We start from the raw sequence: 26,667 nt of genomic DNA on the forward strand, positions 1-26,667 counted from the left end.
TAGGTAGTGGGGTGGTTCAGTCCTGGCCGAGGCCGGCTGCTGAAATCTTGCTGGTGCCGGTAGCGGCGGCAACCTCGTTGAGGGCGCGGAGGTCGAACAGCCCGTTGAGGTCGGCCTGCTTGGTGGTCCCGGCTTCGACGCCATCCTGCAGCAGCCGGGGGTAGCTGCCCGCCAGCGGGTCAAGGGTGTAGGTGATGTTGGCCAGCGAGCGGGCCAGGACGTCGTCGGCGAGTGTGGCGCCGGCAGACTCCTGCAGGCCCTCGTTGATGACGCTGGCCTTCTCGGCCTCCGGAGCTTCGTTGAGCCAGGCGACGGACTTTGCGTGGCCGGCCAGCAATGCCTTGACGGTGTCCGGGTGGTCGGCGGCGTACTTCTGGTTGACGATCAGGATGGTGGTGGGGAACTCGCCGGGCTTGCCCGTGCCGGTCCCGTCCCACAGGTCCTTCTCATCCACCAGGACCTTGGCACCGGCCTGGAGCACCAGGCGTGAGGCCCACGGCTCAGGCAACCACGCGCCGTCGAGCTTTCCGTCCTGGAACAGCTTGAGCGTCTGGGCGTTGTCCGTGGGGTTGATGGCGACGTCGCCGCTGCCGTCCACGTTGGTCTTGTATCCCTGCCCGGAGAGCCAGGCGCGGAGGGCCACGTCCTGGGTGCCGCCAAGCTGCGGGGAGGCCAGGGTCTTGCCCTTGAGGTCCGCGGCGGAGCTGATCCCCGGCTTAACCACCAGTTGGGCCCCGCCTGCGGCTGCGCCGGCGATGACCTTCACGGACTGGCCGGAGCTTTTGACGAAGGAGTTGATGGCCGGGTTGGGGCCGATGTAGGCGGCGTCGATGGCGCCGGCATTGAGCGCCTCGATGGCGGCGGGGCCGGCGTTGAACGATTCCGTGCTCAGCTGGGTGCTGCCGAGGGCTTCGGCCAGGAAACCCTTCTTGATGCCCACCAGCGCGGGGGCGTGCGTCACATTCCCGAAGTAGCCGAGCTTCAGCGCCGCCGCCGGCGTCGGTTCGGCTGCCTGGGCCTCGGTGTTACGGGCAACGGAGGAGGCCACCACGGCGCCAACAGCGATCAGCAGGACCAGCCCGATGGCCAGGGCGGCCTCGATGGCACGCTTGCGCTTGGGAACCGCGCTTTCGCCTGCCACGATGCGGGTCATCCCGGGCTTGGAACTAGTCATTGTTTCACCATAGGGAGTGGCCCAAAGCCGTTCAATGGAGCCTCAACGGAGGGTCACGCGGGTTCATGCGGCGTCATATTCAGTCGCACAGTCGCCGGGTTTTGACGCGCCGGCTGCCCTTAACGTTGACCAACCCGCGCAGCATGTGCCGCACCGGAACGGTGCCGCCGAAACGGTCTGGAAACGCGAAATCGCTGGAACGTTGCGGGGACGCCGTAAAGGCGATTTCGCAGCGTTCCAGCGATCTCGGTGACAGCTAGATGCTGTAGCGCTCATCCTCATGGTCACCCGGGTGGTCCTTGACCAGGCCGGCTGCCAGCGTGTTGCCGTCCAGCGGGTCGATCACCAGGAACGCACCGGTGCGGCGGTGGTGCAGGTAGTTCTCCAGCGGCAGCGGCGCGGCGAGCCGGAGCTGCGCGTGGCCGATGTCGTTGAGCTCCAGGCTGGATGCGCCCTCAAGTTTGAAGGAGGCCAGGTCCAGTTTCCCGGAAACGCTGCGGACCAGCGCCTGGACGGTGCGGGTACCGTGCTTGACCAGCACCTTCTGGCCCTCACGGAGGGGCTTCGGGGAAAGCCAGCAGAGAGCTGCGTAGAGGTCTGCAGTGGCTTCCCGGACGGTGCCGGCGGCGGCGATGGTGTCGCCACGGGCGACGTCGAACTCGTCAGCCAGGCGGACGGCCACGGACTGCGGGGCGGCGGCTTCCTCGAGGGACTTTCCGGCGAAGTCGATGCCCACCACGGTGGTGGTTCGCGGGGCCTGGCCCGGCGTCAGCACGGATACCTGGTCCCCCACCTTCACGGAGCCTTCGGTGATCTGGCCGGCGTACGCGCGGTAGTCACGGTAAGCCTCAACGTCCAGTCCGGCTGCTACGGCGTCGGGAGCCAGCGCTCCCTGCGGCCGGACCACCAGCTGCACCGGGAAGCGGAAGCTCTCCAGGTGGCTTTCCAGCTCATCGGCGGCGGGCAGGGTTTCCAGGACTTCGAGCAGCGCTGGGCCGGTGTACCAGGGGGTGCGCTCCGAGCGCTCCACCACGTTGTCGCCGTCGAGGGCGGACACCGGAACCACGAAAAGATCCGAGATCCCACCAGTATTCGATTCCACACCCAGGCCCAGTTCGCGGCCCACCTGCTGCACGTCGGCTTCGATGTCGCGGAACACGGACTCGCTGAAGTCCACCAGGTCGATTTTGTTGACGGCCACGATCACGTGGGCAACGCGCAGCAGCTGCAGCACGGACAGGTGCCGGCGGGTCTGCTCCAGCACGCCCTTGCGGGCGTCGATGAGGACGACGACGGCATCCGCGGTGGACGCGCCAGTCACCGTGTTCTTGGTGTACTGAACGTGCCCGGGGCAGTCCGCCAGGATGAAGCTGCGGCGGTCGGTGGCGAAGTAGCGGTAGGCCACATCGATGGTGATGCCCTGTTCGCGCTCGGCCCGCAGGCCATCGGTCAGCAGGGCGAGGTCGATCCCGCCCTTTTCGCCGCCGAAGCCGCGGTCAGCGGACGTACGGGCGACGGCGTCGAGCGTGTCAGCGAGGATGGCCTTGGAATCGTGAAGGAGGCGGCCCACCAAAGTGGACTTGCCGTCGTCGACCGATCCTGCGGTGGCGAAGCGGAACAAGGTGGTGGGCAGGGCTGATTCCAGGCCACCGGCAGTGCCGGGCAATACAGTTTCGGTGGTCATTAGAAGTACCCGTCCTTCTTGCGGTCTTCCATGGCGGCCTCGGAGATGCGGTCATCTGCTCGGGTGGCGCCACGTTCGGTCAGGGTGGATGCGGCAACTTCAACCACGACGTCCGCCACGGTGAAAGCGTTGGACTCGACGGCCCCGGTGCAGGACATGTCGCCCACGGTGCGGTAGCGAACGGTCTTGGTGATGACGTCCTCGCCCTCGCGCGGCTGGGAGACTTCGCCCACTGCGCGCCACATGCCGTCGCGGGCGAAGACCTCGCGTTCGTGGGCGTAGTACAGGCCGGGGAGCTCGATGTCCTCGCGCTCGATGTAGCGCCAGATGTCCAGCTCGGTCCAGTTGCTGATGGGGAACGCACGGACGTGCTGGCCCACCGTGTGCCGGCCGTTGTAGAGGTTCCACAGCTCGGGGCGCTGGTTGCGCGGGTCCCACTGGCCGAACTCGTCGCGGAGGCTCAGGATCCGCTCCTTGGCGCGGGCCTTGTCCTCGTCACGGCGGCCGCCGCCAAAGACGGCGTCGAACTTGTTCTGCTGGATGGCGTCCAGCAGCGGGACGGTCTGCAGCGGGTTGCGGGTGCCGTCGGCGCGCTCGGCAAGCTCGCCGCGGTCGATGAACTCCTGGACGGAGCCGACGACGAGCTTCAGGCCCAGGCGCTCCACGGTCCGGTCGCGGAAATCGATGACCTCGGGAAAGTTGTGGCCGGTGTCCACGTGCAGCACGGGGAACGGGACCTTGCCGGGCCAGAAAGCCTTGGTGGCCAGGTGCAGCATCACCACTGAGTCCTTGCCGCCGGAGAACAGCAGGGCGGGCTTTTCGAACTCGGCAACAACCTCGCGGATGATGTGGATGGCCTCGGACTCGAGGGTGTCCAGGCTGGAGAGTCGCGTTGAGACGGCGGAGTCAGTCACCTGGGTGGTCTCCTCGGTTAGTGAAGTGCTCATACGTGTAGTCCGCATTCTGTCTTGTCGGAGTTCGCCCAGCGGCCGGCGCGGGGATCCTCACCGGGTGCCACCTTGCGGGTGCAGGGCTGGCAGCCGATGGAGGGGTAACCCTGGGCGAGGAGCGGGTTGACGGGCAGGAGGTTGTCTTCGGAGTACTCGACCAGCTGGTCGAAGGTCCAGGCAGCCATCGGGTTGACCTTGACCAGGCCGTTCTTCTCATCCCAGCTGACCAGCGGTGTGTTGGTCCGGGTGGGGGCTTCATCGCGGCGCACACCGGTGAACCAGAGTTCATAGCCGGCCAGGGTGCGCTGCAACGGCGCCACTTTGCGGAGGGCACAGCACTGGGCGGCGTCACGGGCGAAGAGGTCCTTGCCCAGCAGCCGGTCCTGCTGCTCCACGGTGTTCTCCGGAAGGACGTCCACCACGTTGACGCGGAGGTTTGCCGCCACCTCGTCACGCGTGGCGTAGGTTTCCGGGAAGTGGTACCCGGTCTCCAGGAACAGGACGTCGACGCCGGGCATCTGGTCCGCGACCAGCGCCGGCAGGACGGCGTCGGCCATGGAGCAGGCCACGGAGACGGCGGGCAGGTCGAAGTTCCGCTCCACCCAGGCGATGACGTCGCGGGCGGGGGCGTCCCAGCCGAGCTCGGCGGCGCCGGCTTCGGCGAGGGCCTTCAGTTCTTCCTTGGAGCGTTTGGTGGTTGGGCTTGTTGAAACTGTGGCTGCCACCGTGGCCTCGACCTGGGCCGAAGCCTCGGCCGGCGCAGCCACGGGGTCAACTCCGAGTGCGTGCTTGGACATTACTGCAGTGCCTCCTCGTCTGCTGCGTGGGCCCACTCGGCGAAGGTCTGGCCTTCGGCACGCTGGGCCACGAACGTGCGGACCACGCGTTCCACGTAGTCGGGCAGGTCGTCAACGTACACCTTGAGGCCGCGGACCGTACGTCCCAGGCCGGCCTCGCCGCGTTCGTTGGATGCCAGCCCGCCGCCCAGGTGGACCTGGAATCCCGGGGAGGGATCGCCGTCGGGCGTGGGAAGCATCATGCCCTTCAGGCCGATGTCCGCGGTCTGGATGCGGGCGCAGGAGTTGGGGCAGCCGTTGATGTGCAGCGACAGTGCCTGCGGCAGTTCGCCGGACGTGGCCAGGTCCCCCAGGCGGCGTTCCAGCTCGGCCACGGCGGTGGCGGCCGTGTGCTTGGTCTCCACGATGGCCAGCTTGCAGTATTCGATGCCGGTGCAGGCGATGGTGCCGCGGCGGAACACGGACGGGCGGGCGGACAGGCCCAGCTCGTCCAGCTCAGCCACCAGCGGCTCCACCTGGTCCTTCTCGATGTCCAGGACCACGAGCTTCTGGTGCGGGGTGGTGCGCAGGCGGTAGGAGCCGCGGGCCTCCAGGGTGTCGGCGAGCTTGACCAGGGCCGAACCGGACAGCCGGCCGGCCAGCGGGGTGGCGCCGATGAAGAACTTGCCGTCCTTCTGCTCGTGCACGCCGATGTGGTCGCCGGGGGTGGTGGGCTTCGGCGCGGCAGGACCGTCGGCCAGTTTGTAGCCCAGGTATTCGTCCTCGAGGATCTGGCGGAACTTCTCCGGACCCCAGTCCGCCATCAGGAACTTCAGGCGGGCCTTGGTGCGCATGCGCCGGTAGCCGTAGTCACGGAAGATGCTGGTGACGCCGAGCCACACGTCGGCAGCCTCTTCGGGCCTGACGAACGCACCCAGGCGCTTGCCGAGCATCGGGTTGGTGGACAGTGCGCCGCCGGCCCACAGGTCGTAACCGATGCCCAGTTCAGGGTGTTCCACGCCCACCAGTGCAAAGTCGTTGATCTCGTGGACCACGTCCTGGCTGGGGTGGCCGGTGATGGCGGTCTTGTACTTGCGCGGCAGGTTGGACAGCAGCGGGTTGCCGATGAACCGCTCCCCCAGCTCGGCGATCAGCGGGGTGGGGTCGATGATCTCGTCCTTGGCGATGCCGGCAACGGGCGAGCCCAGGATGACGCGGGGCACGTCGCCGCAGGCCTCGGTGGTGGACAGGCCAACACCTTCAAGGCGGTTCCAGATCTCGGGGATGTCCTCCACCCGGATCCAGTGCAGCTGGATGTTCTGGCGGTCGGTGAGGTCGGCAGAGTCGCGGGCGAAGTCCACGGAGATCTGGCCGATGACGCGCAGCTGCTCGGTGGTGAGCGCACCGCCGTCGATCCTCACGCGCAGCATGAAGTACTTGTCTTCGAGCTCGTGCGGCTCAAGGGTTGCGGTCTTGCCGCCGTCGATCCCGGGCTTGCGCTGGGTGTACAGGCCCCACCAGCGGAACCGGCCGTGCAGGTCCTGGCCGGGGATCGCGTCGAAGCCCTCTTTGGCGTAAATGGTCTCGATACGCTCGCGCACGTTCAGGCCGTCGTCTTCCTGTTTCCAGGTTTCGTTGGCGTTCAACGGGGTCTTGCCGTCAACCTTCCACTGCCCGTGCGGCTTTGCAGCAGGGCGGGACGGGCGGGCGGGGTGCTTGGAGGCAGCGGAATCCGCGGACGCTCCGGCTAGAGCTGTATCAGTCATGCAACGACTGTAGGTCCCGCTCGAATAGCGTCACAAAGGACCGGAAATGCGAGGTCACCTAGGGAAATATTTCGTCACGAAACGCCGGACAGCCTTGAAGAAGCCACCCTGCTGTGCATTTGCGGCCGGTTCCGCAGGGGCCTCTTGAGGTGCCCGGACGGATGCTTCGGCTGTCGCGTGGACGGCGGCTTCGCTGGCTTTTGCGACGGCGGCGTCATACCTGTCCAGCGCGATTTCGGCGAGGACCGGGGACGGCAGCAACGGTTCGGTCACGACGTCGGCCCCGGCTTTGGCCAGCTGGTCGTGGAAGAAGCCCGGCGCCAGGAGGTAGGAGGCAATCACCACCCGCCCTCCGACGTCGACCGCTCCCGCGGACTCCCCTGCGCCGGCACCTCCGGCGAGCTCCTCGCGAAGCATCGCGACGGCGTCGGGCACGGAGGGTTTAGCAGAGGCACCATAGGCGGCCACCATCCGGTTGGACCGCAGCTCGCGCAGCTGGCCGAGGAGTTCCTCTACGCTGACGGCGGCATTGGGGTTGGAGGACCCGGCGGCCACCAGGACAATGACGTCGTTATCCGTGGTGCCTGCCTCGCGAAGCCTTTGGTCCAGCAGTTGGGCCAGCCTGGGGTCCGGGCCCAGAGGCGCAGCTGCCGTACTTCCCGGGCGGCTCTTCACGGCCCGCGCAATATCCACCTTCACGTGGTATCCCACGCTGAGCAGCAACGGCACCACCACTGCCGGTTCCCCTTCAGGGAGGCCTGCCACCACGTCCACCAGGTCCGGCTGCTGCACATCGACGTAGGCTTCGCGGACATCGAGTCCCGGCCGGAGCTCGGCGATGGCGGCGCGCAGGGCGTTGACCTCGGCAGCGCCGTGACTGCTGGACGTCCCGTGGGCACAGGCGATCATGATGGGGCTGTTCATAGGGGCTAGCGTAACGTTGGAGCCGCCCCGTCCGCCCTTCTTGAATTACCTGGACCTTTGATGACTTTCGCCTTTGACAACGCCCCGGTATGGCTGGATCTGCTCGGTGTCTTCTTCTTCGCCGTGTCGGGCTCGCTGCTGGCCGCGCGGAAGCATATCGACATCGTGGGTTCCCTGCTTTTGGCATCGCTGGTGGGGCTCGGCGGGGGCGTGATCCGGGACATCATCCTCAACAGCGGACCGCCGGCGGCATTCACCACGCCGGCATACCTGGTGCCGCCCCTGCTGGCCACGGCCCTGGTGTATTTCCTGTTTCCCAGCGTCCAGCGCTTCACCTCCATGCTCACCCTGTTCGACGCCGGCGGGCTGGCCCTGTTCTGCATGACCGGAACGCTCAAGGCACTGGCGGCAGGCATGAACCCCGTGGCATCAGTACTGCTGGGGGTCACCACCGCAGTGGGCGGCGGCCTGCTCCGCGACGTCACCGCGAACGAGGTGCCCGAGCTGTTCAACCCGAAATCCATCTACGCGCTGCCGGCCTTCGTGGGGGCAGCGATGACCACCGTGCTGTGGCTCCTGGGCGTCTTCAACGTCCTGACGGCAGCCGGGGTGGCCGCCGTGGTGTTCACCTTCCGGGTGTTGGCGTGGCGCCGTTCCTGGCAGGCACCCCTTGCGGTCAACGGGTGGCACCGGCGGGGCAAAGACAGCAACTTCTGAAGCCCCGGGGGCGCCTGCGGTGGCATTTTGGCGGGCCCGGAATTGGCTAGGATATGAGCATGACTGACATGTTCCTCGAGAAGTTCCGCGCGCTTGTTCCAAAGTATCTCGAGGACGAATGGCAGGAAGAGGACGGCCTGGATGCGGAGGAGCTGGACAAGGCCCTCGCCGACCACCAGTTCCAGATCCCCCTGGTCCTCCGCGAGTTCTACCTCGCCGTGGGTGGCTGCGAGGACCTGATGGAGGCCTACCACTACTTCTGGGACCCGGACGAGCTCGAAGTAGACGACGAAGGCTTCCTGATGTTCCTTGAGGACGAGGAAGAGGAGTACACCTGGGGTTTCCGCACCGGCGACCTCAGCGTCCCCGACCCCATCGTCTACCGCCGCAACAATGCCCGCGGCCAGTGGAAGTCCGAAGAGGGAACCTTCTCCGAGTTCGTGTTCGACATGTTCGAGTGGGCCTTCGGGGACGAAGAAGACTAAAACCCTTCGGGCTGGCTGGGGTTGCCTGGGGTTTGCCCGCGGCGGTTCCGCTGGGATTCCCCAGGGCGATTCCGCTGGGATTCCTCACCTTTGGGAGCGTCCGACGGCGTGTTCCCCGGTTATGACGGCGCGCCCGCGCTGACGCAAATCAAACCTGGGGAGTATCAGCGGATGACCCTGCCCTTGAGCACCTGCCAAACTTCCGCGACCACTTTCCGTGGGCTGTGAACCACGTCCGCATATCCATACCGCAACACCACGTAGCCATTCAGAGTGCTGGCGTTGTTCCTGGACCGGTCTTTCTTGACCTGCCGCGGCTCAAGGTGGCTTGCGCCATCGATCTCGATAATCAGGAAGCCTTCCAACAGGAAGTCGACGATGCCGATGCCCGCCAGGTCCACCTGCGTCTCGGTGTGGATACCCTCCGCACGAAACAGGAGCCGGGCCACGACTTCGATGGGCGAGTCCGCGGTTCCATCGACAAGGTCCAGCACTTTCCGGGCTGATCCGTTGCGGTTACCCGGCAGCCGGCACCGCAGGTACGGCAAAGTGGTGACGCCTTGCCGGACGGCACTCTCCAGCATGACTGCTGCCTCAAGCTGTGGCAGGCACCGCAATCCGTGAATGAGGATGTCCGTGACGCTTGCCACTGGCTCCACCGTTCCGTGCCGGACCAGAGACCCGCGGTGGACTACGGCATTCGGTGGACCGGCATGCCGGCACAGCAGATGGACGGCCTCCGGCTGGTGCAGCAACCACAGCCCGCGATGGCTGGCTCCGGAGGCGCAGGTGAGCAGTCCGTTGCCGAGGACTGCGGCAACCAGGTCAGGTGCTGCGCCGGGAAGGGCAATCACGCCATGCCGCAGCCGGCGGACGGCTCCGGCAGCCACGGCGTTGCGGATATCCCGGTCCGAGAAACCGGCCCTGAGAACAGTAGAGGTGCGGGCAACGGAGCCGGCCCGGCTGCTGAGGAAGCTGGAGACGTTCATCCAGCAAGCACAGCTGTTACGGTCCGGCGGCGGGACGTGCGGACAGCCCTATGTGCAAAACCCACGGCGCTGAGTCTCCCCGGATTTGGGGCGCAGCGTCGGCGAGCCATGACGACACGCCGGGATTCGACGTCGCCGGCCCCTCAAACGCGGGGATTCTCAGCGCGGAAACCTTATGACACTCTCAGTAAATTAAGACTTGCAATCTGTGACAGATGTGTCATAAGCTGTTCACGGATCCGCTAAACGCCTCCGGCGGATCTGATGCGAACGGAGAGATAGCCCCGGTTCACAGCAACTTCGGTTGCTGGGCACCGGGGCTATCCCGTTAACAGCAAACTGCCAACAGCAACCTGCAGCCAGGCCGGCGAGCACCGCCAGCGCAGAAGGCCCATGCACAAGCCCACAAAAGCAGAAGCCCGGCACCGTGGGAAGGCACCGGGCTTCGACGCACAACAGGTCAGCTGGCGCGGTCCACCACGGCAACAGCGAAGTTGGACAGCGAATCCTTGACGACTCCCTCGGGCAGGGGCGCCAGCGCAGCGATGGCCTCATCGGCCCACCGGCGGGCAACAACCCACGATTCAGCAGTCACGGGGTGCTCGCGCAGCCCCGCAACAGCTGCGGCCAGTGCCTCATCAGAGGACAGGTCGCCGTCAATCAGGGTGAGGAGGTCGACGGCGGACTGGTCACCTGCGGCAGCATCGCGCCGCAGGAACAGGACCGGGAGCGTCGGGACGCCTTCACGGAGGTCGGTGCCAGGCGACTTGCCGGACTTTACCTTGACGCCGGTGACATCGATGACGTCGTCGGCCAACTGGAAAGCTACTCCCACCTTCTCGCCGTATTCCACCAGGACGTCCTCGTAGGCCTCGTCGGCGCCGGAGAAAATGGCACCGAACTGGCCGGAGGCCGCCACCAGGGAACCGGTCTTGTCCGCGATGACGGACAGGTAGTGCTCAATAGGGTCTTCGTCCGGCCGCGGTCCCACTGTCTCGTGCAGCTGGCCCAGGCACAGCCGTTCAAACGTCCGGGCCTGGATGCCCAGGGCACGGCCACCCAGCTCCGATACCAGGATGGAGGCGCGGGCGAAGATCAGGTCGCCGGTAAGGACGGCCACCGAGTTGCCCCACACCTCGTGGGCCGTGGGTGCGCCACGGCGGAAGGGCGCGGAGTCCATGACGTCGTCGTGGTACAGCGTGGCGAGGTGCGTCAGTTCAACCACGACGGCGGCCTGCACCACGGCGGGCAGCGATGCGTCCCCGAGGTGGGCGCAGAGCAGGGTCAGCAGCGGCCGGATGCGCTTGCCGCCGGCTTCCACCAGGTGGCGCGACGTCGCGTCAGCCAGCGGATCCGAGTTGGCGATGGCCTCACGCAGTTTCTTCTCCACGCGCGCCAGGTTGTTGGTGATGGCCGGGCCCAGCTCGGGGTCCCCGGCGATGGCGGCGAAGCCCGCCGGCAGCTGGAGGCCGGTGGCAATGGCGGTGGTGTTAAGACTGGGTTCGGAGTCCGGCAGGCCGTGCCCGGCATGCGTCCAGCTGTGGTCTGCGGAGTTGGTCACGGGTTAACCCTAACTTTTTGTTGCGGATACCGCTGATTCGTCGCCGGGGAGGCATTGGATGTGGCCGGCACCAGGGATTCAAGGACCCGGATCATCCGGTCCTCGATGCCCTTGGCGGACGGATCGGTCAGGTTGGCCAGCAGGCGCACCACGAACCGCATCAGCACCGGGATGGGCATGCCGGTCCGCAGCGCGAGCTTCATGACGGCAGGCTTGCCGATCAGCGTGGCAAACGCCCGGCCCAGGGTGAAGTGCGAGCCCCACTGGTCCCGCACGTAGTCCGCGTACCGGGAAAGGTGCGCATCGGCGTCGTACGTTCCGCCTGCTGCCGCGGACCGCGAGGAGGCGTCGATGATGAACTCGGCGGCAAACCGTGCGGACTCCATGGCGTAGGAAATGCCTTCGCCGTTGAACGGGGACACCATGCCGCCGGCATCGCCGAGCAGCAGCAGCCCCGGCGAGTAGTGCGGAGTGCGGTTGAAGCCCATGGGCAGGGCAGCACCGCGGATTTCACCCACTTGGTTTTCCGGCGTGAAGCCCCACTCGGACGGCATGCCGGCGGTCCATTCGCGCAGGACCTGTTTGTAGTCGAGCTTGCCGAAGTCCTTGGAGGAGTTCAGGATCCCCAGGCCCACGTTGGAGGTGCCGTCGCCCACGCCGAACACCCAGCCGTAGCCGGGCAGCAGCTTGCCGTCGCGGCCGGGCAGTTCCAGCCAGCCTTCCATCCAGTCATCGTCCGTGCGGGGCGAAGTGAAGTAGGTCCTGACGGCCACGCCCAGCGGACGGTCGTCACGCTTCTGGATGCCGAGCGAGACGGCCGTGCGGGTGGAGTTTCCGTCCGCAGCAAGCACGACGTCGGCACTGAACTCGCGCGTCTCCCCCGTCTTTCGTCCGGACTCGTCCAGGAGCGCTGCGCGGACACCTGTCACGCGGCCGTCCTCGGAGCGCAGGGCCTCGGTGACGCTGTGCCGCTCAAGGATGGTGGCGCCGGCGGACTCGGCATGCCGGGCCAGTTCCTCGTCGAAGCCCAGGCGCGTGCGGATGAGCCCGTACTGCGGGAAGTCGGACACCTCGGGCCAGGGAAGCTCGATGGTACGGCCGCCGGCAATCAGCCGGAGCCCCTTGTTCCGGCGCCAGCCTTCGCCCTCTGGATGCGGCAGGCCGAGCTTTTGGATTTCGCGGACTGCCCGGGGCGTCAGCCCGTCACCGCAGACCTTCTCGCGCGGAAAGCTGGTCTTCTCCAGCACCGTGACGGAGAGACCGGCTTTGGCCAGGTAATACGCGGCGGTGGATCCAGCCGGACCCGCGCCGACAATCAGTACCTCCACAGGTCAGCGGGTGATGTTGCGGCGCAGCTTGGCCACGGGGCCCTTGTGCGCGGCGATGGCGGCTGCTGCGCCGTCCGGGGCACCGGCCGGCTTGAACGCGCGGTGGACCGCCACGATGCCGCCGGTGAGGTTGCGGTAGTTGACGTTTTCCCAGCCTTCGTCCTGCAGCCAGGCAGCCAGGTGGTCCTGGTCCGGCCAGGCCCGGATGGACTCGGCGAGGTAGACGTACGCGTCCGGGTTGGAGGCAACCTTGACGGCGATGGCGGGCAGGGCACGCATCAGGTATTCGGTGTACATGGTGCGCCACAGCGGAACCACCGGCTGCGAGAACTCGGCAATGACCAGCCGGCCGCCCGGCTTGGTGACCCGGAGCATCTCCGCCAGGGCCTTCTTGGGCTCGTTGACGTTGCGCAGGCCGAACGAGATGGTGGTGGCGTCAAAGGTGTTGTCCGCGAAGGGCAGGTTCGTGGCGTCGCCAGCGATGAAGTCGATGTCCGGGCGGCGGCGCTTGCCTACCTTGAGCATCCCGAGGGAGAAGTCGCACGCCACCACGTCTATGCCTGCATCGGCATATGGCTCGCTGGACGTGCCGGTTCCGGCGGCGAGATCCAGGACCCGCTGGCCCTTGGAGACTTCCATCGCATCAACCACGATTTTCCGCCAGCGGCGGGTCTGCCCCATGGACAGGACATCGTTGACGACGTCGTATTTCGGTGCGACGTCGTCAAACATCGTGGCTACTTCGTCCGGACGCTTATCCAAGGATGCTCGGTTCACCATGACATTGTCTCAAATGTTCCGGTGGGTCCGGACCAAGCCCCAAGGTTTCCCCAACTGCCCGTTCCGGCACCGGAAGTTGCTCGGCAAGGTCAGCATTTTTAAGTACTAGTGTTGTCTCATCATGACGAGCACGATCGGCACTGGACTCCTGAAAAGCCTGACAGTCCCCCTGGATGGAAAAGAATTTCCCGGGGGGCTTCCTGCGTTTCTGGTGCGGGACGACGTCCTTTGCTGGACCCGGCGGGAGGCCGGCCTGGCCGGTTTCGGCGAGATCGCCCGGTTTACCGCCACCGGCCCGGAGCGCTTCCTCGAGGCGGACATCTGGTGGCGCCACCTGGTCCTGGAAGCCCGCGTCACCGACTCCGTGGAGCTTCCCGGCACCGGGCCCGTGGCCTTCGGCTCCTTCGCCTTCTCCAAAACGTCCGCCCACGAATCCCGCCTGATCGTCCCGGAAATCGTGGTGGGCGTGCGGGACAACACGGCGTGGCTCACGCAGTTGACGTTCGACGACGGCCCGCTCACCGAGGCGGGCGCCCTGGCCGCGCTGGAGCGCTGGCTGGGCAGCAAGTCCGTCAGCGGGTCTGTGCCGGCAGGAACCACGCCGGCCGTAAGCACGCCGGCAGCAGTTGCGCCTGCAGGACTTACGACGGCGGCAGCGGACTCAGCCGAGGACGCCCACCAGGGTGCGGTTCCCGCGAAGGAGGGCGGCGCCGTCGTACGCCCCCTCCCCCTGGCCGCGGGAGCAACACTGCATACCGGATCGCTCAGCGAAGAAGCGTGGATGGACGCCGTGGCCGCCGGCGTGGAGGAAATCCGGACAGGTGCCTTGGAGAAGCTGGTGCTGGCGCGCGATGTGGTGGCCACGATTCCCGGCGGCGTGAACGCCTCCCAGGTGCTGCGCGAACTGGCCGCCCGCTACCGCGAATGCTGGACGTACGGCGTGGACGGACTGGTGGGCGCCACTCCGGAGATGCTGATCCAGGTGGAGGGGCGGACCGCCCAGGCGCGCGTGCTGGCCGGGACCCTTGACCGCCGGGACGCCCATGGCGAGGACGGCCTGCCCATGGACTACGCCACCCGGGTACTGGCAGGCTCCGAGAAGCAGCGGCATGAGCACGAGATCGCCATCCAGTCGCTGACCTCCCAGCTGGCCCCGTTCTCCGAAGCCATGAACGCCCACGACGAACCGTTCATCCTGGAGCTGCCCAACGTCTGGCACCTGGCCTCCGACGTCAAGGCCGAACTCGCCGAGGTGGAAGGCCACGTTCCCACCTGCCTGGCCCTCATCAATGCCCTGCATCCCACAGCCGCGGTCTGCGGAACCCCCACGCAGGTGGCCGGGGCGCTGATCCGCAAATTGGAGCACCTGGACCGCGGACCGTACGCCGGGCCGGTGGGCTGGCTGGATGCTGCGGGCAACGGCGAGTGGGGTATCGCGCTGCGCGGCGCTGTGATCGAATCCCCGGACACCGTGCGGCTGTATGCGGGCTGCGGCATCGTGGACGGGTCGCAGCCGGAGGCGGAACTGGCCGAGACGTGGGCCAAGTTCAGGCCGATGCTGGAATCGCTCGGCATCCGCAGTTAGCCCAAACGTCCGGTATCCGAGACAGCAGGGCTTCGCCTAGGCTTGAAAGTGCGGGTAATTTAGTTATCCAATAGTGAAACTAAGTTTCCTGTGATGCACATCTCACATTCGGCGCTACACTATGAACCGATTTAGTACCGCATACCCCTGCAACAAAAGGTAAGAAACATGCAGCTCAAGTCCCTGGCCACGGCCAAATTGACCGCCAAGGCAGCAGCACTCTTCGCCGTCGGTGCCCTCACCCTCACGGCGTGCGGCGGCAGCTCCACCCCCGCTGCATCCGAGGGCGGCATCCAGCTCATCAACGCAGGCAAGCTCACCGTCTGCTCCGACGTCCCCTACGAGCCGTTCGAATTCCAGAAGGACGGCAAGACGGTGGGCTTTGACATCGACATCGCCAACGAGGTGGCCAAGGACCTCAAGGCCGAGCTGAACATCGTGGACAGCTCCTTCGAGGCCATCGAGACCGGCACCGCGCTGACCGGCTGCGACGTCTCCATCTCCTCGGTGTCCATCACGGACACCCGCAAGCAGGTCATGGACTTCTCCGACCCCTACATGGATGACGACCTGACCCTCGTGGCTAAGGAGGGCTCCGGCGTAGAGAACATCGACTCCGCCAAGGGCAAGAAGGTGGGCGTCCAGCAGGCCACCACCGGCGCCAAGTACGCCCAGGAGAAGGGCATCGAGGCGCAGCAGTTCGAGGACTCCGGCCTCCTGGTCCAGGCCCTCGAGGCCGGCACCATCGACGCCGCCCTGGGCAACCAGTCCGTGCTCGGCTACGCCATCAAGGACAACACCCAGTTCACCCGCGTTGAGGACTACGCCACCGGCGAGAAGCTCGGCATTGCCATCAAGAAGGGCAACACCGCGATGCTGGACCAGGTCAACACCACGCTCAAGCGCCTGACCGATGACGGCAGCCTGGCGAAGTTCAAGACCACCTGGTTCGGCGAGACCGCCAAGTAGCCACCGCTTGGGGCCCACCCCGGGCCCCGGTGAGCAGAGTTTAGGCATTGAGGCCCCGGCTGGCACGCACGGCAGCCGTCCGGGGCCTCAGCCACGCACAACGAATGTGAGCACCCAATGGCAATGACCGCACGCCAGCGAGCCAGAGTAAGCCTGTATGTCCAGGCCGGAATCTTTGTGGTGGCCATCGCCGCACTGATCCTGGCCACGGACTGGAAGACCATGGCCACCAACGTCTTCAACTTCGGCAAGATCGGGCCGATGTTCCCGGACATCTTCCTGGTGGGCCTGAAGAACACCCTGATCTACACGTTCCTCGGCTTCGTGGTGGGGCTCAGCGGCGGCCTGCTGCTGGCCCTGATGAAACTGTCCAGCTTCCCGCTGTACCGCTGGATTGCCACCGGCTACATCGAGTTCTTCCGCGGCATCCCGGCGCTGCTGGTGTTCATCGCCTTCGGCTACGGCGTCCCGCTGGCGTTCGGCGTCCAGTGGAACGTGACCATCATCGTAATGATCTCGCTGGGCATCGTCGCCTCGGCCTACATCGCCGAAACCCTCCGGGCCGGCCTGCAGGCAGTACCCAAGGGCCAGCTGGAGGCAGCCCGTTCCCTGGGCATGCCGCAGTGGCGGGCCATGGTCACCATCGTTATTCCGCAGGCCTTCAAGATCGTTCTTCCGCCGCTGACCAACGAGGTCATCCTCCTCACCAAGGACTCATCGCTGATCTACGTCCTGGGCCTGACCGCTTCGCAGTACGAGCTCACCAAGTTCGGCCGCGACGGCATCTCCAGCCTCGGCGCCGGCCTCACGCCGCTCCTGGTGGCCGGTGCCTTCTACCTGGTGGTCACCATCCCCCTGAGCCTCCTGGCCCGGAAGTTCGAAAGCCGCTCCGCGCGGACCAAGCGATAGGCAGGGAAGCCATGAACGACGTCGTACATTCCACCACCGTGCACGCAGCCGGCGTGGACATCTCAGACCTCCGCAAGTCCTATGGTTCCAATGAGGTCCTCAAGGGCATCAGCCTGAACGTGAAGCCCGGCGAGGTGGTGTGCCTGATCGGACCCTCCGGCTCCGGCAAGTCCACCCTGCTGCGCTGCGTCAACCTGCTGGAACAGCCCAACCAGGGCAGCATCCAGGTGGGCGGTTTCGAAGCCACCGACCCCGATGTGGACATCGACAAGATGCGCCGCAAGGTGGGCATGGTGTTCCAGCAGTTCAACCTGTTCCCGCACCTGAACGCCCTGCGCAACTGCTCCATCGCGCAGACCAAGGTTCTCAAGCGGTCCCAGGCCGAAGCGGACAAGGTTTCGCTGCACAACCTGGAACGCGTGGGCCTGGGTCACCTCGCCGACCGCTTCCCGGATCAGCTCTCGGGCGGCCAGCAGCAGCGCGTGGCCATCGCCCGCGCCCTGAGCATGAACCCCGAGCTGATGCTCTTTGACGAGCCCACCTCAGCCCTGGACCCGGAGACCGTTGGCGATGTCCTCTCGGTCATGCGGAACCTGGCCAAAGAGGGCATGACCATGCTGGTGGTCACCCACGAGATGGCCTTCGCCCGCGAGGTGGCCGACCGCGTGGTCTTCATGGACGGCGGCGTTGTGGTGGAGGAAGGCGTGGCCGAGCAGGTCATCGGCTCCCCCGCCCAGCCGCGCACCAAGGAGTTCCTGCGCCGCGTGCTGGACCCCACCCACATCAACATCGAGGACTAGGCCGGGCTTCCCCTCCGGTTTTCGACACCTCGAATCCCTGGCGCTGCGGATATCCCCGCAGCGCCAGGGATTTCGTGCGTCACGGGCACCTTTGCGCGTTGCAGGACGTGGGGGCCGCGGACGACGGCGGGACCGGGCGTGGGCATTCACGCCAGCCTTTACATGGTGGCGGGCGGAGCCGAGAATGGGTCCCACCACAGCCCTCGCACCGCAGCGCCCTGCCCGAGCCGCCTGCGGTCCGGTCCCGGGCCAGCAGAGGAGCGCCGATCCATGAACGATGCAACCGCCGCGCAGGCAGCCTCGCAGGCAGCCTCGCCGGTCTCCGCCCGGGCAGCCCGGCTGGCATCGATCCCGTCCTTCCTGCGGGTTGACGAATACATCCGGGAGTTTGGCGCACGCAGGGACGGGGTGGCTGGAGGCTGCGATTTCACATTCGGCAATCCCCACCAGATGCCCGCCGGCCGCTACGTCGCTGCGCTGCAGGACGCACTGATCCCGCAGCATGACCAGTGGTTCGCGTACCAAGCCAACGGCCGCGCTGCCTGTGAGGCCGCCGCGGAATCGCTTCAGGTGCTACTGGACGTGCCCTTCCGCCCGGAAGACATCTACCTCACCACCGGCGGTTTCGCCGCGATTGCGCTGGCGCTGAAGACGGTTGCCGATCCCGGGGACGAGGTGGTCTACAGCCTGCCGCCGTGGTTCCTGTACGAGCCGCTGATCCTTGAGGCGGGCCTGGTACCGGTAAAAGTCATGGTGGACACCACCACATTCAACCTGGACCTGGACGCCATCGCTTCAGCCATCACCGACCGGACCCGCTGCGTTATCGTCAACACGCCCAACAACCCCACCGGCCGCATTTATCCGCCCGAACTGCTGACCCGGCTCGCTCAGTTGCTGGAGACGGCGTCAGCACGGATCGGCCGGCGGATCTACCTCATTTCAGACGAGCCCTACAACCGGATCGTGTTCGACGGCATCCGCTTCCACAGTCCCGTGGAGTTCTACCCCTACACCCTACTGGCCTACTCCTACGGCAAAACCCACCTGTCCCCCGGCCAGCGGGTTGGCTATCTTGCCCTGCCGCCGGGAATGCCGCACCGGGATCACCTGCGGCCGGCCATCTCCGGCCTGCAGGTGGCAATGGGCTGGATATACCCGAACGCGCTGCTGCAGCATGCGCTGCCGGAACTCGAAAAGTTCTCCATCGACGTCGGGCAGCTGCAGCGGCGCCGGGACCGCCTGGTGGACGCGCTCGGCGGCATGGGCTATCGCGTGCACCCGCCGGAAGGCACCTTCTATCTGTACGTCACCTCACCCATCCCGGACGACGAGGCGTTCACCGCACGGCTCGCGGCGCGGGACGTTTTTGTCCTTCCGGGCGCGCTGTTCGAGACTCCCGGCTTCTTCCGGATTTCCCTCACCGCCAACGAGGACATGATTGAGCGCAGCCTGCCGGTCTTCGAGGCGGCCTTGAAAGAAGCCCTTGCATGACAACTGTCCCCAACGAACAGGAGTGAAGCATGAACCCCAGGACCTACCCGGCCGGTGTCCCCTGCTGGATTGACACCACCCAGCCGGATCTTGACGCCGCAGCGGCCTTCTACTCGGAGCTGTTCGGCTGGACATTCGAGGACGTCATGCCTCCCGGTGCCCCCGGCCGGTACCTGATCGCGAAGCTCGACGGCCAGGACGTTGCGGGCCTGGGAAGCGGCGGCGGTGCGGAGGCCTCCTGGAGCACTTACATTGCCGTTGACGACGCCGATGCCGCCGTCCAGCGGCTTGTTGCCGGAGGTGCCACCCTGCTTTCCCCGCCGGAGGACGCGGGCGAGGGCGGCCGGGACGCGGAGTTGGCCGATCCGCAGGGGGCCGGGTTCCACGTCTGGCAGGCCAGGCGGAGGCCGGGCGTACAGGTGGCGAATGTGCCGGGATCCTGGAATTTCAGCGACCTGCATACGCCGGACCCGGGCCCTGCCATCAGCTTCTACCAGGAGGCCTTCGGCTGGGAAGTGGACGATCTCGGATTCGGAATGCTGGTCCGGCGCCCCGGCTACGGAGACCACCTGGAGGCGACGGTAGACCCGGACATCAGGGCGCGGCAGTCGGAGATAGCCTCGCCCATCGGGTTCGAAGACGCGATTGCCTGGATCGTCACCACCGGTCCGGACAGGCCGCCGCACTGGCACGTCACGTTCACCGTCGCGGACCGGGACCAGACCGCTTCCGACGCCGAGCGGCTGGGCGCCGAGGTGCTGCAGCGGGACGAATCAGAATGGACACGCGAGGCACTCATCCGGGATCCGCAGGGAGCCATCTTCTCCGCCAGCCAGTTCACTCCCCCGGGTGGCTGACGGCGCCGGTTTCCCGCCTACTGCCCCGCCAGCACGCCTGTCACGGCGGCGGACACCGCATCCTTGATCCGCCCGTGGAGCTGCCGCAGGGCGCTGCGGTCGGTGCGGACCTCCACTATGCTGCGCCCCTGCACCGGCCGGCCGAGCGCTTCGGCGAGCCCCGCCGTCGTGGTCACCAGTGCATGGCCCACGCCGTAGGCTGCGGCGAGTGCCGCAATGTCCGCTGAGTGCGGCGTGGCGAAGAGGCGTTCGACGACGTCTCCATAACGGCCGCCGTCGCGCACCGCACCGTGCTCCAGCAGGTCGAAAATCGCTCCGCCGGCATCGTTAAGGACCACGATCCGGAGGTCTGGCACCTCCTCCCCGGTGCCGAGGAGCAGGCCGCCGGCGTCGTGCAGGAACGTGACGTCACCCAACAGGACGGTGGTCTCCTGGCGGCCCCCCAGGGCCAGCCCGGTGGCGGTGGAGATGGTGCCGTCGATGCCCGCCAGCCCCCGGTTGGCGTACACGGTGGCGGCGGGGTCCGGGGCGGGGAGGGCTGCGAGGTCGGCGTCGCGGATGCCGTTGGAGGAACCCAGGAGCAGCTGGCCGCGGGTGTGCCTCCACACCAGAGACGCCACCGACGGGCCCGTGGCAGCAGCCTCCGCAGCCACCACCTGGTCCACGGCGTGCTGGGCTGCCGCGCCCGCCAGAAGCCAAATGTCCAGCCAGGCCGCTGATCCCCTGCCCGCGAAGTCGGCGAGGTCGGCCAGGTCCGCCAGTGGCAGTTCAGTACGCCGGCCGGGCTCGTACCAGGCCACGGGCACCGGCTGGTACAGCGCGGACTGGACGTCGGGACGGGCCAGCAGCGCTGCCACCGGCCGGGACAGTGTGGGCCGGCCGAACAGCACCACGCGCTCGATGGACTGCCCGGAGCCGTGAGCAAGGTGTTCCAGCAGCAGCCGGTAGGGGCCCACGGCGTTTGGACCGAACCTCGCATTGGAGGACGGCTCGGCGAGCAGCGGCAGGTTGTGGGCGCGGGCAAACGCTTCGGCGACCGGGCCGGCGTCGTGCCCTGCCAGCACTACCGTGCGGCGCTCCGGCAGGTTCTCGGAGGCCGGGGGCAGGTCCATGACCAGCGGCTCGGCACCGATCCGGAAGCGCCGGCGTGCAGCGGCGGCAGGCAGCCCCTCCCCGTCAGCCGGCACCAGCGGATCCCGGAAGGCGAGGTTGAGCTGGACCGGGCCCGGCGGAATGTCATCGAACGCCCCGGTCGCGGCGGACAGCGCGGTGCTGACGGCCCGTTCGGGGCTGGCACCGGCGGGAACGTCGACGGCGAACCGGACGTGGTCGCCGAACAGGTCAGGCTGGATGGTGGTCTGGTTCGCGCCGGTGCCGCGGAGCTCGTCCGGCCGGTCCGCGGAGAGGACCACCAGCGGGACGGCGGCGTGGTTGGCTTCCATCACCGCCGGCATCAGGTTCCCGACGGCGGTCCCGGACGTGGTCAGCACGGCGGCGGGTGATCCGGTGGCCAGGGCGAGTCCCAGTGCCGTGAAGCCGGCGGCCCGCTCGTCGATCCGGACCAGCAGCTCCACCCTGCCCGCTGCCGACGCCTCGGCCAGGGCGTAGGCCATAGGTGCCGACCGCGATCCCGGGCAGACCACCACGTGCTGCACACCGCCGTCGAGCAGGACCCCGACGGCGATGCGCGCCGCGGCAATGGCGCTCAGCGCGGGCGCCTCCCCGGCTTCGGCTCGCGCGTCGAAGGTGGCGGCATCGTGCCCGTCAGAAGGGGCGGCGTCGTGGGCGGGAGCGGCGGCGTCGTGGGCGGGATCGTTCAGCGAAGTCACCAACCCAGTCTGCCACCCTCCAACGCCCGCTCACTCGTGGTCGCCTAAAACACAACGCCCGCTCACTCGTGGTCGCTTAAAACACAACGCCCGCTCACTCGTGGTCGCTTAGAACACAACGCCTGCTCACTCGTGGTCGCTTAAAACACAACGCCCGCTCACCAGCCCCAGATACCTGGAGGCCCGGTGAGCGGGCGTTTGCCTTAGAGGCGCCACAAGTGAGCGCGCGTGGGGTTTACCCGCGGAACACCTGGATGACTGCCGGGCGCGGTGCGCGTACCTGGCCGGCGGCCGGCTTCGCGCCGGCACCAACGTAGTCCGGGAAGTAGGACCGGGGTGCCTCGAACGTTCCGTCTTCACCCGGGTGCTGAACCGAGACGAATACCGAGCGCTCTTCGTCGTGGACGATGGGGCCGCAGGTCTCGGCGTCGCGGGGAACGGCGAGGAACTGTTCCACCTTGCCGCGCTCAGCACCGTCCAGGGTGACCTTGAAAAGGCCGTCAGCCCGGCCGATGCCGGAAGGGGCGCCGTCGGTGGAGATCCAGAGGTTGCCCACGGAGTCGAACGCGAGGTTGTCCGGGCAGGAGATGGGTGAGACCTTGTCCGCGGGGAAACCCGAGAAGTAGGTGACATCGCCCTGCGCCGGATCGCCGCAGACCATCAGCAGGTTCCACGTGAATGTGGTGGAGGTCTGATCGCCGGTTTCGGTGATTTCCACGATGTGCCCGTCGCGGTTCTGGTTGCGCGGGTTGACCTCCGTGGCGGCCTCGTTCGCGCCGGTGCCGCGGTTGGAGTTGTTGGTGCAGGCCACGTACACCTTGCCGGTGTGCAGGCTGGGCTCCACGTCCTCGCAGCGGTCCATCTTGGTGGGGCCAACCTTGTCGGCGGCCAGGCGGGTGTAGACGAGGACTTCCTCCACGGACATCCCGGCAACGGCCGACTTGCCGTCCACTACCAGCGGCAGCCACTCGCCGATGCCGTCGAAGGAGCCGTCAGAGGGGACAGCGCCGGTGCCGGTGATCTCGGCGGCGGGCGAGTTCCCGGTGAACTTGGCCACGTAGAGGTTACCGGCGGAGAGCAGCGTCATGTTGTGCTTGCGGTCCCCTTCGCGGTACTTGTCCTTGGAGACAAACTTGTAGAGATAGTCGAAACGCTCGTCGTCGCCTGAGTAGGCCACCACGTGGCCGGACTTGGCGACAATCACGTTGGCGCCCTCGTGCTTGAAGCGGCCCAGCGAGGAGTGCTTCTTCGGGGTGGATGTGGGGTCGAAGGGATCCACTTCCACGATCCAGCCGAAGCGGTTGGACTCGTTCTCGTAACCGGCGTTGCGGGTGTCGAAGCGGGGATCGTCGAGTTCCCACTGGCGCGCGGTGGCCTTTGAGGTCAGGCCGTAGCGCTTGTCCGCGGCTGAGGTGCCCGGAGCCGCGAAGTAGCCGTTGAAGTTCTCCTCGCCGGAGAGAATGGTGCCCCAAGGGGTGGTGCCGCCGGCGCAGTTGCCCAGGGTTCCCTTGATGGCGCGGCCGCTGGGGTCCGCCACGGTCTTGACCAGGGCGGATCCCGCCACGGGCCCCGTGAGTTCGTAGACGGTGCTGTTCAGGTAGCGGCGATTCAGGCCAGCGCCCTGGACGTAGGACCACGGCTTGTTCTTGTTCTTCCGCTCAAGTTCCACCACGGACAGGCCGTGCGCGGCGGCGCCCACGGCGCGAACCTGGTCCGCGGGCATCGTGGCCGGGAACATGATGTTCTCGTTGGTGTACTCGTGGTTGGAGAACAGGACGGCACGGTTGCCCTTGCTTCCCGGGACCTCGATGATGTCGGTGTAGTCGTTGTTGTAGCCGAACTGCTTTTCCTGCGCAGCGGCAGTCTGGTTGTTCAGGTCGAACGCCGGAGCGTCCTTGAAGATGGGGTCGCCCCAGCGGATTACCGGCTGCCAGGTGAATCCGTCAGGCACCGTGACGGCGTCGACGGCGGCGTCTACCGACGGGATGGCGGTGAACTTGAGCTTGGACTTACCGAAGCCCTCCTTGGCAGCCTTGGACAGGCCGGCGGCGTTGGCGGTTTCGGGCGACGTCACGGCGCTTCCCAGTGCTACGGCGAGGGCACCGGCAGCACCAAGGCCCAGTGCGGCGCGGCGGGACATGGTGGCGGAGGCGATGTCGCGGAAGTAGCTGTTGGAACTGGTGTTGCAGACGTCGCCGGCACAGGCGTTGTCGCATTTCAGGGCACAGGTGACGGCGCTGCGCTTCCCCTTGGTGTGGCCGAGCATGGGCAGGAGCGTGAACTTGCGTGCAGTCGTTTCAGACATGGGGGCCTTCCAAGGATCTCTGTGGGGTCCCGCTCACCCTTCCAGCCGCTTCCGACGTGGAGCCGTCCTGCAGGTGAAGTTGAGGTTAACCGCCCATGACCTGCAGGAACGTCAGGTCATTGCACACGCGTCGTCTCGAGAACCGCCACGAGTGAGCGCGGGTCGTCGCACGAGCCGCCACAAGTGAGCGCGCGTCGTCTCGAGAGCCGCCACAAGTGAGCGCGCGTCTACCTGGAGAGGAGGGCGTGGACGCGGCTGAGCCGTGTCAGCCACCAGTCCCGGCGTTCCGGCGTTGCCGCGTACTGCTCCAGCAGCCCGGGGTCGGCGGCGGCTTCGCGGAGGGTGATGGCGCCGTCGTCGGCCGTCAGCGGGTCCCGGGTGATGTCGGATTCGAACAGGGATACCGTCCCCAGCCCGCACGCATACGGCAGGTCGGGGAGCGCCGCGGCAAGGGCCAGCCCGGCACGGATGCCCACTGAGGTGTCCAGCGCGGAGCTGACGACGGCGGGCAGCCCGGCCTGCGCCACGATGTCCAGGGCACGCCGCACTCCCCCGAGCGGCGCCACCTTGACCACAATCAGATCGGCCGCGCCGGCCCGTGCCACTTTCAGGGGATCGTCCTCCTTGCGGACGCTTTCGTCGGCGGCCACCAGCACCGGCGTCCCCGCAGCGCGCAACCGCGAACGCACCTCGGCCAGGCCCTCGATGTCCGGGACGGGCTGCTCGGCGTATTCGAGGCCGACGTCGGACAGCCGGGTCAGTGCCGTGACCGCGGCGGGCACGTCCCAGCCGCCATTGGCGTCCACGCGGATCGCGGCATCGGGGAGAGCCGCGCGGACGGCTTCCACCCGTGCGGCGTCATCCTCCAGGGTTTGGCCGCGCTCCGCCACCTTGACCTTGACGGCATCCACCCTGCCGAAACGCGCCAGGACCTCCGGCACGCGGGAGGCTTCCACGGCAGGCACAGTGGCGTTGACGGGTATGGCCGTGCGCAGCGGCTGGGGAAACCCCTGCCAGGCGGCCTCGACGGCGGCGGCCAGCCACCGGGCAGCCTCGGCATCGCCGTACTCCGGGAACGGGCAGAATTCACCCCACCCGGCAGGGCCCTGGATCAGCAGCGATTCCCGCTCCATGATCCCGCGGAACTTCACCCGCATGGGCAGGCTGACAACGTGTGCCCCCGCCAGCAGTTCGTCAAGTGGGGGGATCTGTGCGTCGCGGGCAGGCATGGATTCACTGTACCGGCGGGCCGCGCGGCCACGGCGGCAGCGGAATGCCTAAGTGGATAAACCTAGATCCATTTGTTGTGCTTGAAGGTGACGTACAGCCCCAGGCCCATGGCCAGCATCAGGCCGATGGCGTATGGATAGCCGTAGGTCCAGGTCAGCTCGGGCATCGCGGTGAAGTTCATGCCGTAGATGGACGCCACGAGGGTGGGGGCGAACAGGATGGCGGCCCAGGATGAGATGCGCTTGACCTGTTCGTTCTGCTCAAAGCTGGATTCGGTCATCCGCTGCATCTCCTCGTTCTGCCGCTGCGCCACCAGTGCCGCGTTGACCGCGAGCGCGTTCTGGAGCAGTGCCCGGAAGGACGCCACGCGTTCGTTGAGCCGCAGGACGTGGTCCAGCACATCGCGGAGGTGGTCCTGGAGGTCGGCATCAGCGGGGCGTTCCGGGGTTCCGGCCATCAGGGCCTGCAGGATCCCGGCCAGCGGGCTCGTGGCGCGCTGGAACGTGATGACCTGGCGGGAGAGTTCGTAGATGCGCCGGGAGACCTCGGGGTCGGCGCCGAAGAGGTCGTCCTCGATTTCGTCGATGTCGTTCTCCAGGCCGGCGGCCACTGGCTCGTACTCGTCCACCACCTGGTCCAGGATCCCGTACAACACAGCCCCGGGGCCGAGGGCCAGGAACTCGGGCATCGACTCCATGCGTCGCCGGACCTTGGCCAAGTCCGGTGATTCTGCGTGCCGGACGGTCACCACGTACTCGTCACCGGCAAAGACGTGGATCTCGCCGAAGTCCACCTTCTCCACGTCATCGCGGTACCTGGCAGGCCGCAGCACCAGGAACAGGCATTCGCCGTAGTGTTCCAGCTTGGCCCTCTGGTGGCCTGCGAGGGCGTCCTCGACGGCGAGCGGGTTCAGGTCGAATTCCTCGCCCACCGACTCCAGTTCCCCGGCGTCCGGGCGGTACAGGCCGATCCAGGCCATCCCCTCGCGCTGCCTCAGCGCAAAGTAGGTTTCATCCAGGCTTTCCGGGTCCGCTGTCCGCATCCCGTTCACGTAGACGGCGTTGTCGACGATCGTCACGGCTTCGCCTCCTTCAGGAGCCACCGCGGGGCCCGCACCGGACCCCTTGCACGAAGGGTAGACCTTCGGGACCGGCACGCCAACAGCCCCTTCTTTACATATCAATATGGGTATACGATGGGGCCATGGCCCGGGCAGCGACAACCGCAGATGCGTTCAACGCCGTGGCCGAGCCCCGCCGTCGGGAAATCCTGGACGTCCTGGCCGGCGGCGAGCGCACCGTCAGCGAACTGGTGGAACTGCTGGACCTGGCGCAGCCGCACGTGTCCCGGCACCTGCGGGTGTTGCGGGAGGTGGGCGCCGTGGAGGTCCGCGATGCCGGGCGGCAACGGGTCTACCGGCTCCAGCCGCAGGCGCTGAAGCCCATCCACGACTGGGTCTCCGGTTACGCGGACCTCTGGGCGGACCGCTTCGACCTCCTCGACGGCGTACTGGAAGATATCCGGGATCAGGAAAGCGGACACTAAGGAGCAGGAC

Annotated in this window: 23 protein-coding genes; 9 read left to right on the plus strand and 14 right to left on the minus strand. The window is 67.0% G+C overall.

From position 1 onward, the window contains the following. Positions 1 to 16 precede the first annotated feature (16 nt). From ACFV4R_RS14805 to ACFV4R_RS14830, 6 genes are all read right to left on the minus strand, one after another. The gene (locus ACFV4R_RS14805) at positions 17 to 1,153 is read right to left on the minus strand and encodes an ABC transporter substrate-binding protein (RefSeq protein ID WP_377203184.1); all 1,137 of its coding nucleotides are present in this window, start codon (positions 1,151 to 1,153) and stop codon (positions 17 to 19) included. Between the two features lie 277 nt (positions 1,154 to 1,430). Further along, positions 1,431 to 2,858 (minus strand): sulfate adenylyltransferase subunit 1, encoded by a 1,428-nt coding sequence (locus ACFV4R_RS14810; RefSeq protein WP_377203144.1) that lies wholly within the window; start codon positions 2,856 to 2,858, stop codon positions 1,431 to 1,433. Next, positions 2,858 to 3,805 carry a sulfate adenylyltransferase subunit CysD gene (cysD, locus tag ACFV4R_RS14815; protein WP_377203145.1) on the minus strand — a complete coding sequence of 316 codons (948 nt, stop codon included), beginning with the start codon at positions 3,803 to 3,805 and terminating at the stop codon, positions 2,858 to 2,860. Before cysD ends, ACFV4R_RS14810 begins: the two co-directional genes overlap by 1 nt. Next, a complete protein-coding gene (locus ACFV4R_RS14820; protein WP_377203146.1) occupies positions 3,802 to 4,605 on the minus strand; it encodes a phosphoadenylyl-sulfate reductase in 804 nt (267 codons plus the stop codon). The genes cysD and ACFV4R_RS14820 overlap by 4 nt, the downstream gene beginning before the upstream one ends. Further along, complete coding sequence (locus ACFV4R_RS14825; protein WP_377203147.1) at positions 4,605 to 6,350, minus strand: nitrite/sulfite reductase; 1,746 nt, start codon at positions 6,348 to 6,350, stop codon at positions 4,605 to 4,607. Before ACFV4R_RS14825 ends, ACFV4R_RS14820 begins: the two co-directional genes overlap by 1 nt. Before the next feature lie 54 nt (positions 6,351 to 6,404). After that, positions 6,405 to 7,274, minus strand: a complete 870-nt coding sequence (locus ACFV4R_RS14830) for a sirohydrochlorin chelatase (RefSeq protein ID WP_377203148.1) — start codon at positions 7,272 to 7,274, stop codon at positions 6,405 to 6,407. Positions 7,275 to 7,334: 60 nt separating this feature from the next. Here ACFV4R_RS14830 and ACFV4R_RS14835 point away from each other — a divergent pair, with 60 nt between their 5' ends. Both ACFV4R_RS14835 and ACFV4R_RS14840 read left to right on the plus strand, forming a co-directional pair. Next, positions 7,335 to 7,991, plus strand: coding sequence for a trimeric intracellular cation channel family protein (locus ACFV4R_RS14835; protein WP_377203149.1), 657 nt, complete (start codon positions 7,335 to 7,337; stop codon positions 7,989 to 7,991). Between the two features lie 59 nt (positions 7,992 to 8,050). Then, entirely contained in the window at positions 8,051 to 8,476 is a 426-nt protein-coding gene (locus ACFV4R_RS14840; protein ID WP_091722276.1) for a hypothetical protein, read from the plus strand. Positions 8,477 to 8,640: 164 nt separating this feature from the next. Here ACFV4R_RS14840 and ACFV4R_RS14845 read toward each other — a convergent pair whose 3' ends face one another. From ACFV4R_RS14845 to ACFV4R_RS14860, 4 genes are all read right to left on the minus strand, one after another. Further along, the gene (locus tag ACFV4R_RS14845) at positions 8,641 to 9,465 is read right to left on the minus strand and encodes a DUF559 domain-containing protein (RefSeq protein WP_377203150.1); all 825 of its coding nucleotides are present in this window, start codon (positions 9,463 to 9,465) and stop codon (positions 8,641 to 8,643) included. 460 nt (positions 9,466 to 9,925) lie between these two features. Beyond that, positions 9,926 to 11,026, minus strand: a complete 1,101-nt coding sequence (locus ACFV4R_RS14850; RefSeq protein ID WP_377203151.1) for a polyprenyl synthetase family protein — start codon at positions 11,024 to 11,026, stop codon at positions 9,926 to 9,928. After that, entirely contained in the window at positions 11,023 to 12,354 is a 1,332-nt protein-coding gene (locus tag ACFV4R_RS14855) for a geranylgeranyl reductase family protein (RefSeq protein WP_377203152.1), read from the minus strand. The genes ACFV4R_RS14850 and ACFV4R_RS14855 overlap by 4 nt, the downstream gene beginning before the upstream one ends. Before the next feature lie 3 nt (positions 12,355 to 12,357). Then, positions 12,358 to 13,131 (minus strand): demethylmenaquinone methyltransferase, encoded by a 774-nt coding sequence (locus ACFV4R_RS14860; protein WP_377203153.1) that lies wholly within the window; start codon positions 13,129 to 13,131, stop codon positions 12,358 to 12,360. Positions 13,132 to 13,255: 124 nt separating this feature from the next. Between ACFV4R_RS14860 and ACFV4R_RS14865 the strand changes: the two genes are divergently transcribed. The 6 genes from ACFV4R_RS14865 to ACFV4R_RS14890 all read left to right on the plus strand — a co-directional run bounded on the left by ACFV4R_RS14865 (position 13,256) and on the right by ACFV4R_RS14890 (position 19,748). After that, a complete protein-coding gene (locus ACFV4R_RS14865; RefSeq protein WP_377203154.1) occupies positions 13,256 to 14,719 on the plus strand; it encodes an isochorismate synthase MenF in 1,464 nt (487 codons plus the stop codon). A 168-nt stretch (positions 14,720 to 14,887) separates the two neighbouring features. After that, complete coding sequence (locus ACFV4R_RS14870) at positions 14,888 to 15,688, plus strand: ABC transporter substrate-binding protein (RefSeq protein ID WP_377203155.1); 801 nt, start codon at positions 14,888 to 14,890, stop codon at positions 15,686 to 15,688. A gap of 117 nt (positions 15,689 to 15,805) precedes the next feature. After that, positions 15,806 to 16,597: an amino acid ABC transporter permease gene (locus ACFV4R_RS14875; RefSeq protein ID WP_015937991.1), complete on the plus strand. Its 792-nt coding sequence runs from the start codon at positions 15,806 to 15,808 to the stop codon at positions 16,595 to 16,597. Positions 16,598 to 16,608: 11 nt separating this feature from the next. Beyond that, positions 16,609 to 17,397: an amino acid ABC transporter ATP-binding protein gene (locus ACFV4R_RS14880; protein WP_091722293.1), complete on the plus strand. Its 789-nt coding sequence runs from the start codon at positions 16,609 to 16,611 to the stop codon at positions 17,395 to 17,397. Positions 17,398 to 17,667: 270 nt separating this feature from the next. Next, positions 17,668 to 18,891 carry an aminotransferase class I/II-fold pyridoxal phosphate-dependent enzyme gene (locus ACFV4R_RS14885; RefSeq protein WP_377203156.1) on the plus strand — a complete coding sequence of 408 codons (1,224 nt, stop codon included), beginning with the start codon at positions 17,668 to 17,670 and terminating at the stop codon, positions 18,889 to 18,891. A gap of 29 nt (positions 18,892 to 18,920) precedes the next feature. Beyond that, a complete protein-coding gene (locus tag ACFV4R_RS14890; protein ID WP_377203157.1) occupies positions 18,921 to 19,748 on the plus strand; it encodes a VOC family protein in 828 nt (275 codons plus the stop codon). Between the two features lie 17 nt (positions 19,749 to 19,765). On the opposite strand, the gene menD is transcribed toward ACFV4R_RS14890, so the two are convergent. The 4 genes from menD to ACFV4R_RS14910 all read right to left on the minus strand — a co-directional run bounded on the left by menD (position 19,766) and on the right by ACFV4R_RS14910 (position 26,190). Further along, the gene (menD, locus tag ACFV4R_RS14895) at positions 19,766 to 21,577 is read right to left on the minus strand and encodes a 2-succinyl-5-enolpyruvyl-6-hydroxy-3-cyclohexene-1-carboxylic-acid synthase (protein WP_377203158.1); all 1,812 of its coding nucleotides are present in this window, start codon (positions 21,575 to 21,577) and stop codon (positions 19,766 to 19,768) included. A gap of 235 nt (positions 21,578 to 21,812) precedes the next feature. Further along, a complete protein-coding gene (locus tag ACFV4R_RS14900; RefSeq protein WP_377203159.1) occupies positions 21,813 to 23,882 on the minus strand; it encodes a PhoX family protein in 2,070 nt (689 codons plus the stop codon). A gap of 227 nt (positions 23,883 to 24,109) precedes the next feature. After that, positions 24,110 to 25,111 carry an o-succinylbenzoate synthase gene (locus ACFV4R_RS14905; RefSeq protein WP_377203160.1) on the minus strand — a complete coding sequence of 334 codons (1,002 nt, stop codon included), beginning with the start codon at positions 25,109 to 25,111 and terminating at the stop codon, positions 24,110 to 24,112. 62 nt (positions 25,112 to 25,173) lie between these two features. Further along, positions 25,174 to 26,190, minus strand: a complete 1,017-nt coding sequence (locus ACFV4R_RS14910) for a magnesium and cobalt transport protein CorA (protein ID WP_377203161.1) — start codon at positions 26,188 to 26,190, stop codon at positions 25,174 to 25,176. A gap of 125 nt (positions 26,191 to 26,315) precedes the next feature. On the opposite strand from ACFV4R_RS14910, the gene ACFV4R_RS14915 reads away from it, so the two are divergent. Further along, a complete protein-coding gene (locus ACFV4R_RS14915) occupies positions 26,316 to 26,657 on the plus strand; it encodes an ArsR/SmtB family transcription factor (RefSeq protein ID WP_377203162.1) in 342 nt (113 codons plus the stop codon). Positions 26,658 to 26,667: the final 10 nt, after the last annotated feature.

Origin of the sequence: Pseudarthrobacter sp. NPDC059871 (assembly GCF_042731175.1) — a bacterium.
In the GTDB taxonomy this organism is placed as follows: Bacteria; Actinomycetota; Actinomycetes; order Actinomycetales; family Micrococcaceae; genus Arthrobacter.

What these genes read in the sequence shown, in the direction of transcription:
- ACFV4R_RS14870 (WP_377203155.1), top strand. Translation starts at nt 14,888, where the DNA reads ATGCAGCTCAAGTCCCTGGCCACGGCCAAATTGACCGCCAAGGCAGCA.
- ACFV4R_RS14885 (WP_377203156.1), top strand. Translation starts at nt 17,668, where the DNA reads ATGAACGATGCAACCGCCGCGCAGGCAGCCTCGCAGGCAGCCTCGCCG.
- ACFV4R_RS14900 (WP_377203159.1), bottom strand. Translation starts at nt 23,882, where the DNA reads ATGTCTGAAACGACTGCACGCAAGTTCACGCTCCTGCCCATGCTCGGC.
- ACFV4R_RS14845 (WP_377203150.1), bottom strand. Translation starts at nt 9,465, where the DNA reads ATGAACGTCTCCAGCTTCCTCAGCAGCCGGGCCGGCTCCGTTGCCCGC.
- ACFV4R_RS14825 (WP_377203147.1), bottom strand. Translation starts at nt 6,350, where the DNA reads ATGACTGATACAGCTCTAGCCGGAGCGTCCGCGGATTCCGCTGCCTCC.
- ACFV4R_RS14915 (WP_377203162.1), top strand. Translation starts at nt 26,316, where the DNA reads ATGGCCCGGGCAGCGACAACCGCAGATGCGTTCAACGCCGTGGCCGAG.
- ACFV4R_RS14835 (WP_377203149.1), top strand. Translation starts at nt 7,335, where the DNA reads ATGACTTTCGCCTTTGACAACGCCCCGGTATGGCTGGATCTGCTCGGT.
- ACFV4R_RS14810 (WP_377203144.1), bottom strand. Translation starts at nt 2,858, where the DNA reads ATGACCACCGAAACTGTATTGCCCGGCACTGCCGGTGGCCTGGAATCA.
- ACFV4R_RS14830 (WP_377203148.1), bottom strand. Translation starts at nt 7,274, where the DNA reads ATGAACAGCCCCATCATGATCGCCTGTGCCCACGGGACGTCCAGCAGT.
- ACFV4R_RS14880 (WP_091722293.1), top strand. Translation starts at nt 16,609, where the DNA reads ATGAACGACGTCGTACATTCCACCACCGTGCACGCAGCCGGCGTGGAC.
- ACFV4R_RS14865 (WP_377203154.1), top strand. Translation starts at nt 13,256, where the DNA reads ATGACGAGCACGATCGGCACTGGACTCCTGAAAAGCCTGACAGTCCCC.
- ACFV4R_RS14820 (WP_377203146.1), bottom strand. Translation starts at nt 4,605, where the DNA reads ATGTCCAAGCACGCACTCGGAGTTGACCCCGTGGCTGCGCCGGCCGAG.
- cysD (WP_377203145.1), bottom strand. Translation starts at nt 3,805, where the DNA reads ATGAGCACTTCACTAACCGAGGAGACCACCCAGGTGACTGACTCCGCC.
- ACFV4R_RS14805 (WP_377203184.1), bottom strand. Translation starts at nt 1,153, where the DNA reads ATGACCCGCATCGTGGCAGGCGAAAGCGCGGTTCCCAAGCGCAAGCGT.
- ACFV4R_RS14890 (WP_377203157.1), top strand. Translation starts at nt 18,921, where the DNA reads ATGAACCCCAGGACCTACCCGGCCGGTGTCCCCTGCTGGATTGACACC.
- ACFV4R_RS14840 (WP_091722276.1), top strand. Translation starts at nt 8,051, where the DNA reads ATGACTGACATGTTCCTCGAGAAGTTCCGCGCGCTTGTTCCAAAGTAT.
- ACFV4R_RS14875 (WP_015937991.1), top strand. Translation starts at nt 15,806, where the DNA reads ATGGCAATGACCGCACGCCAGCGAGCCAGAGTAAGCCTGTATGTCCAG.
- ACFV4R_RS14905 (WP_377203160.1), bottom strand. Translation starts at nt 25,111, where the DNA reads ATGCCTGCCCGCGACGCACAGATCCCCCCACTTGACGAACTGCTGGCG.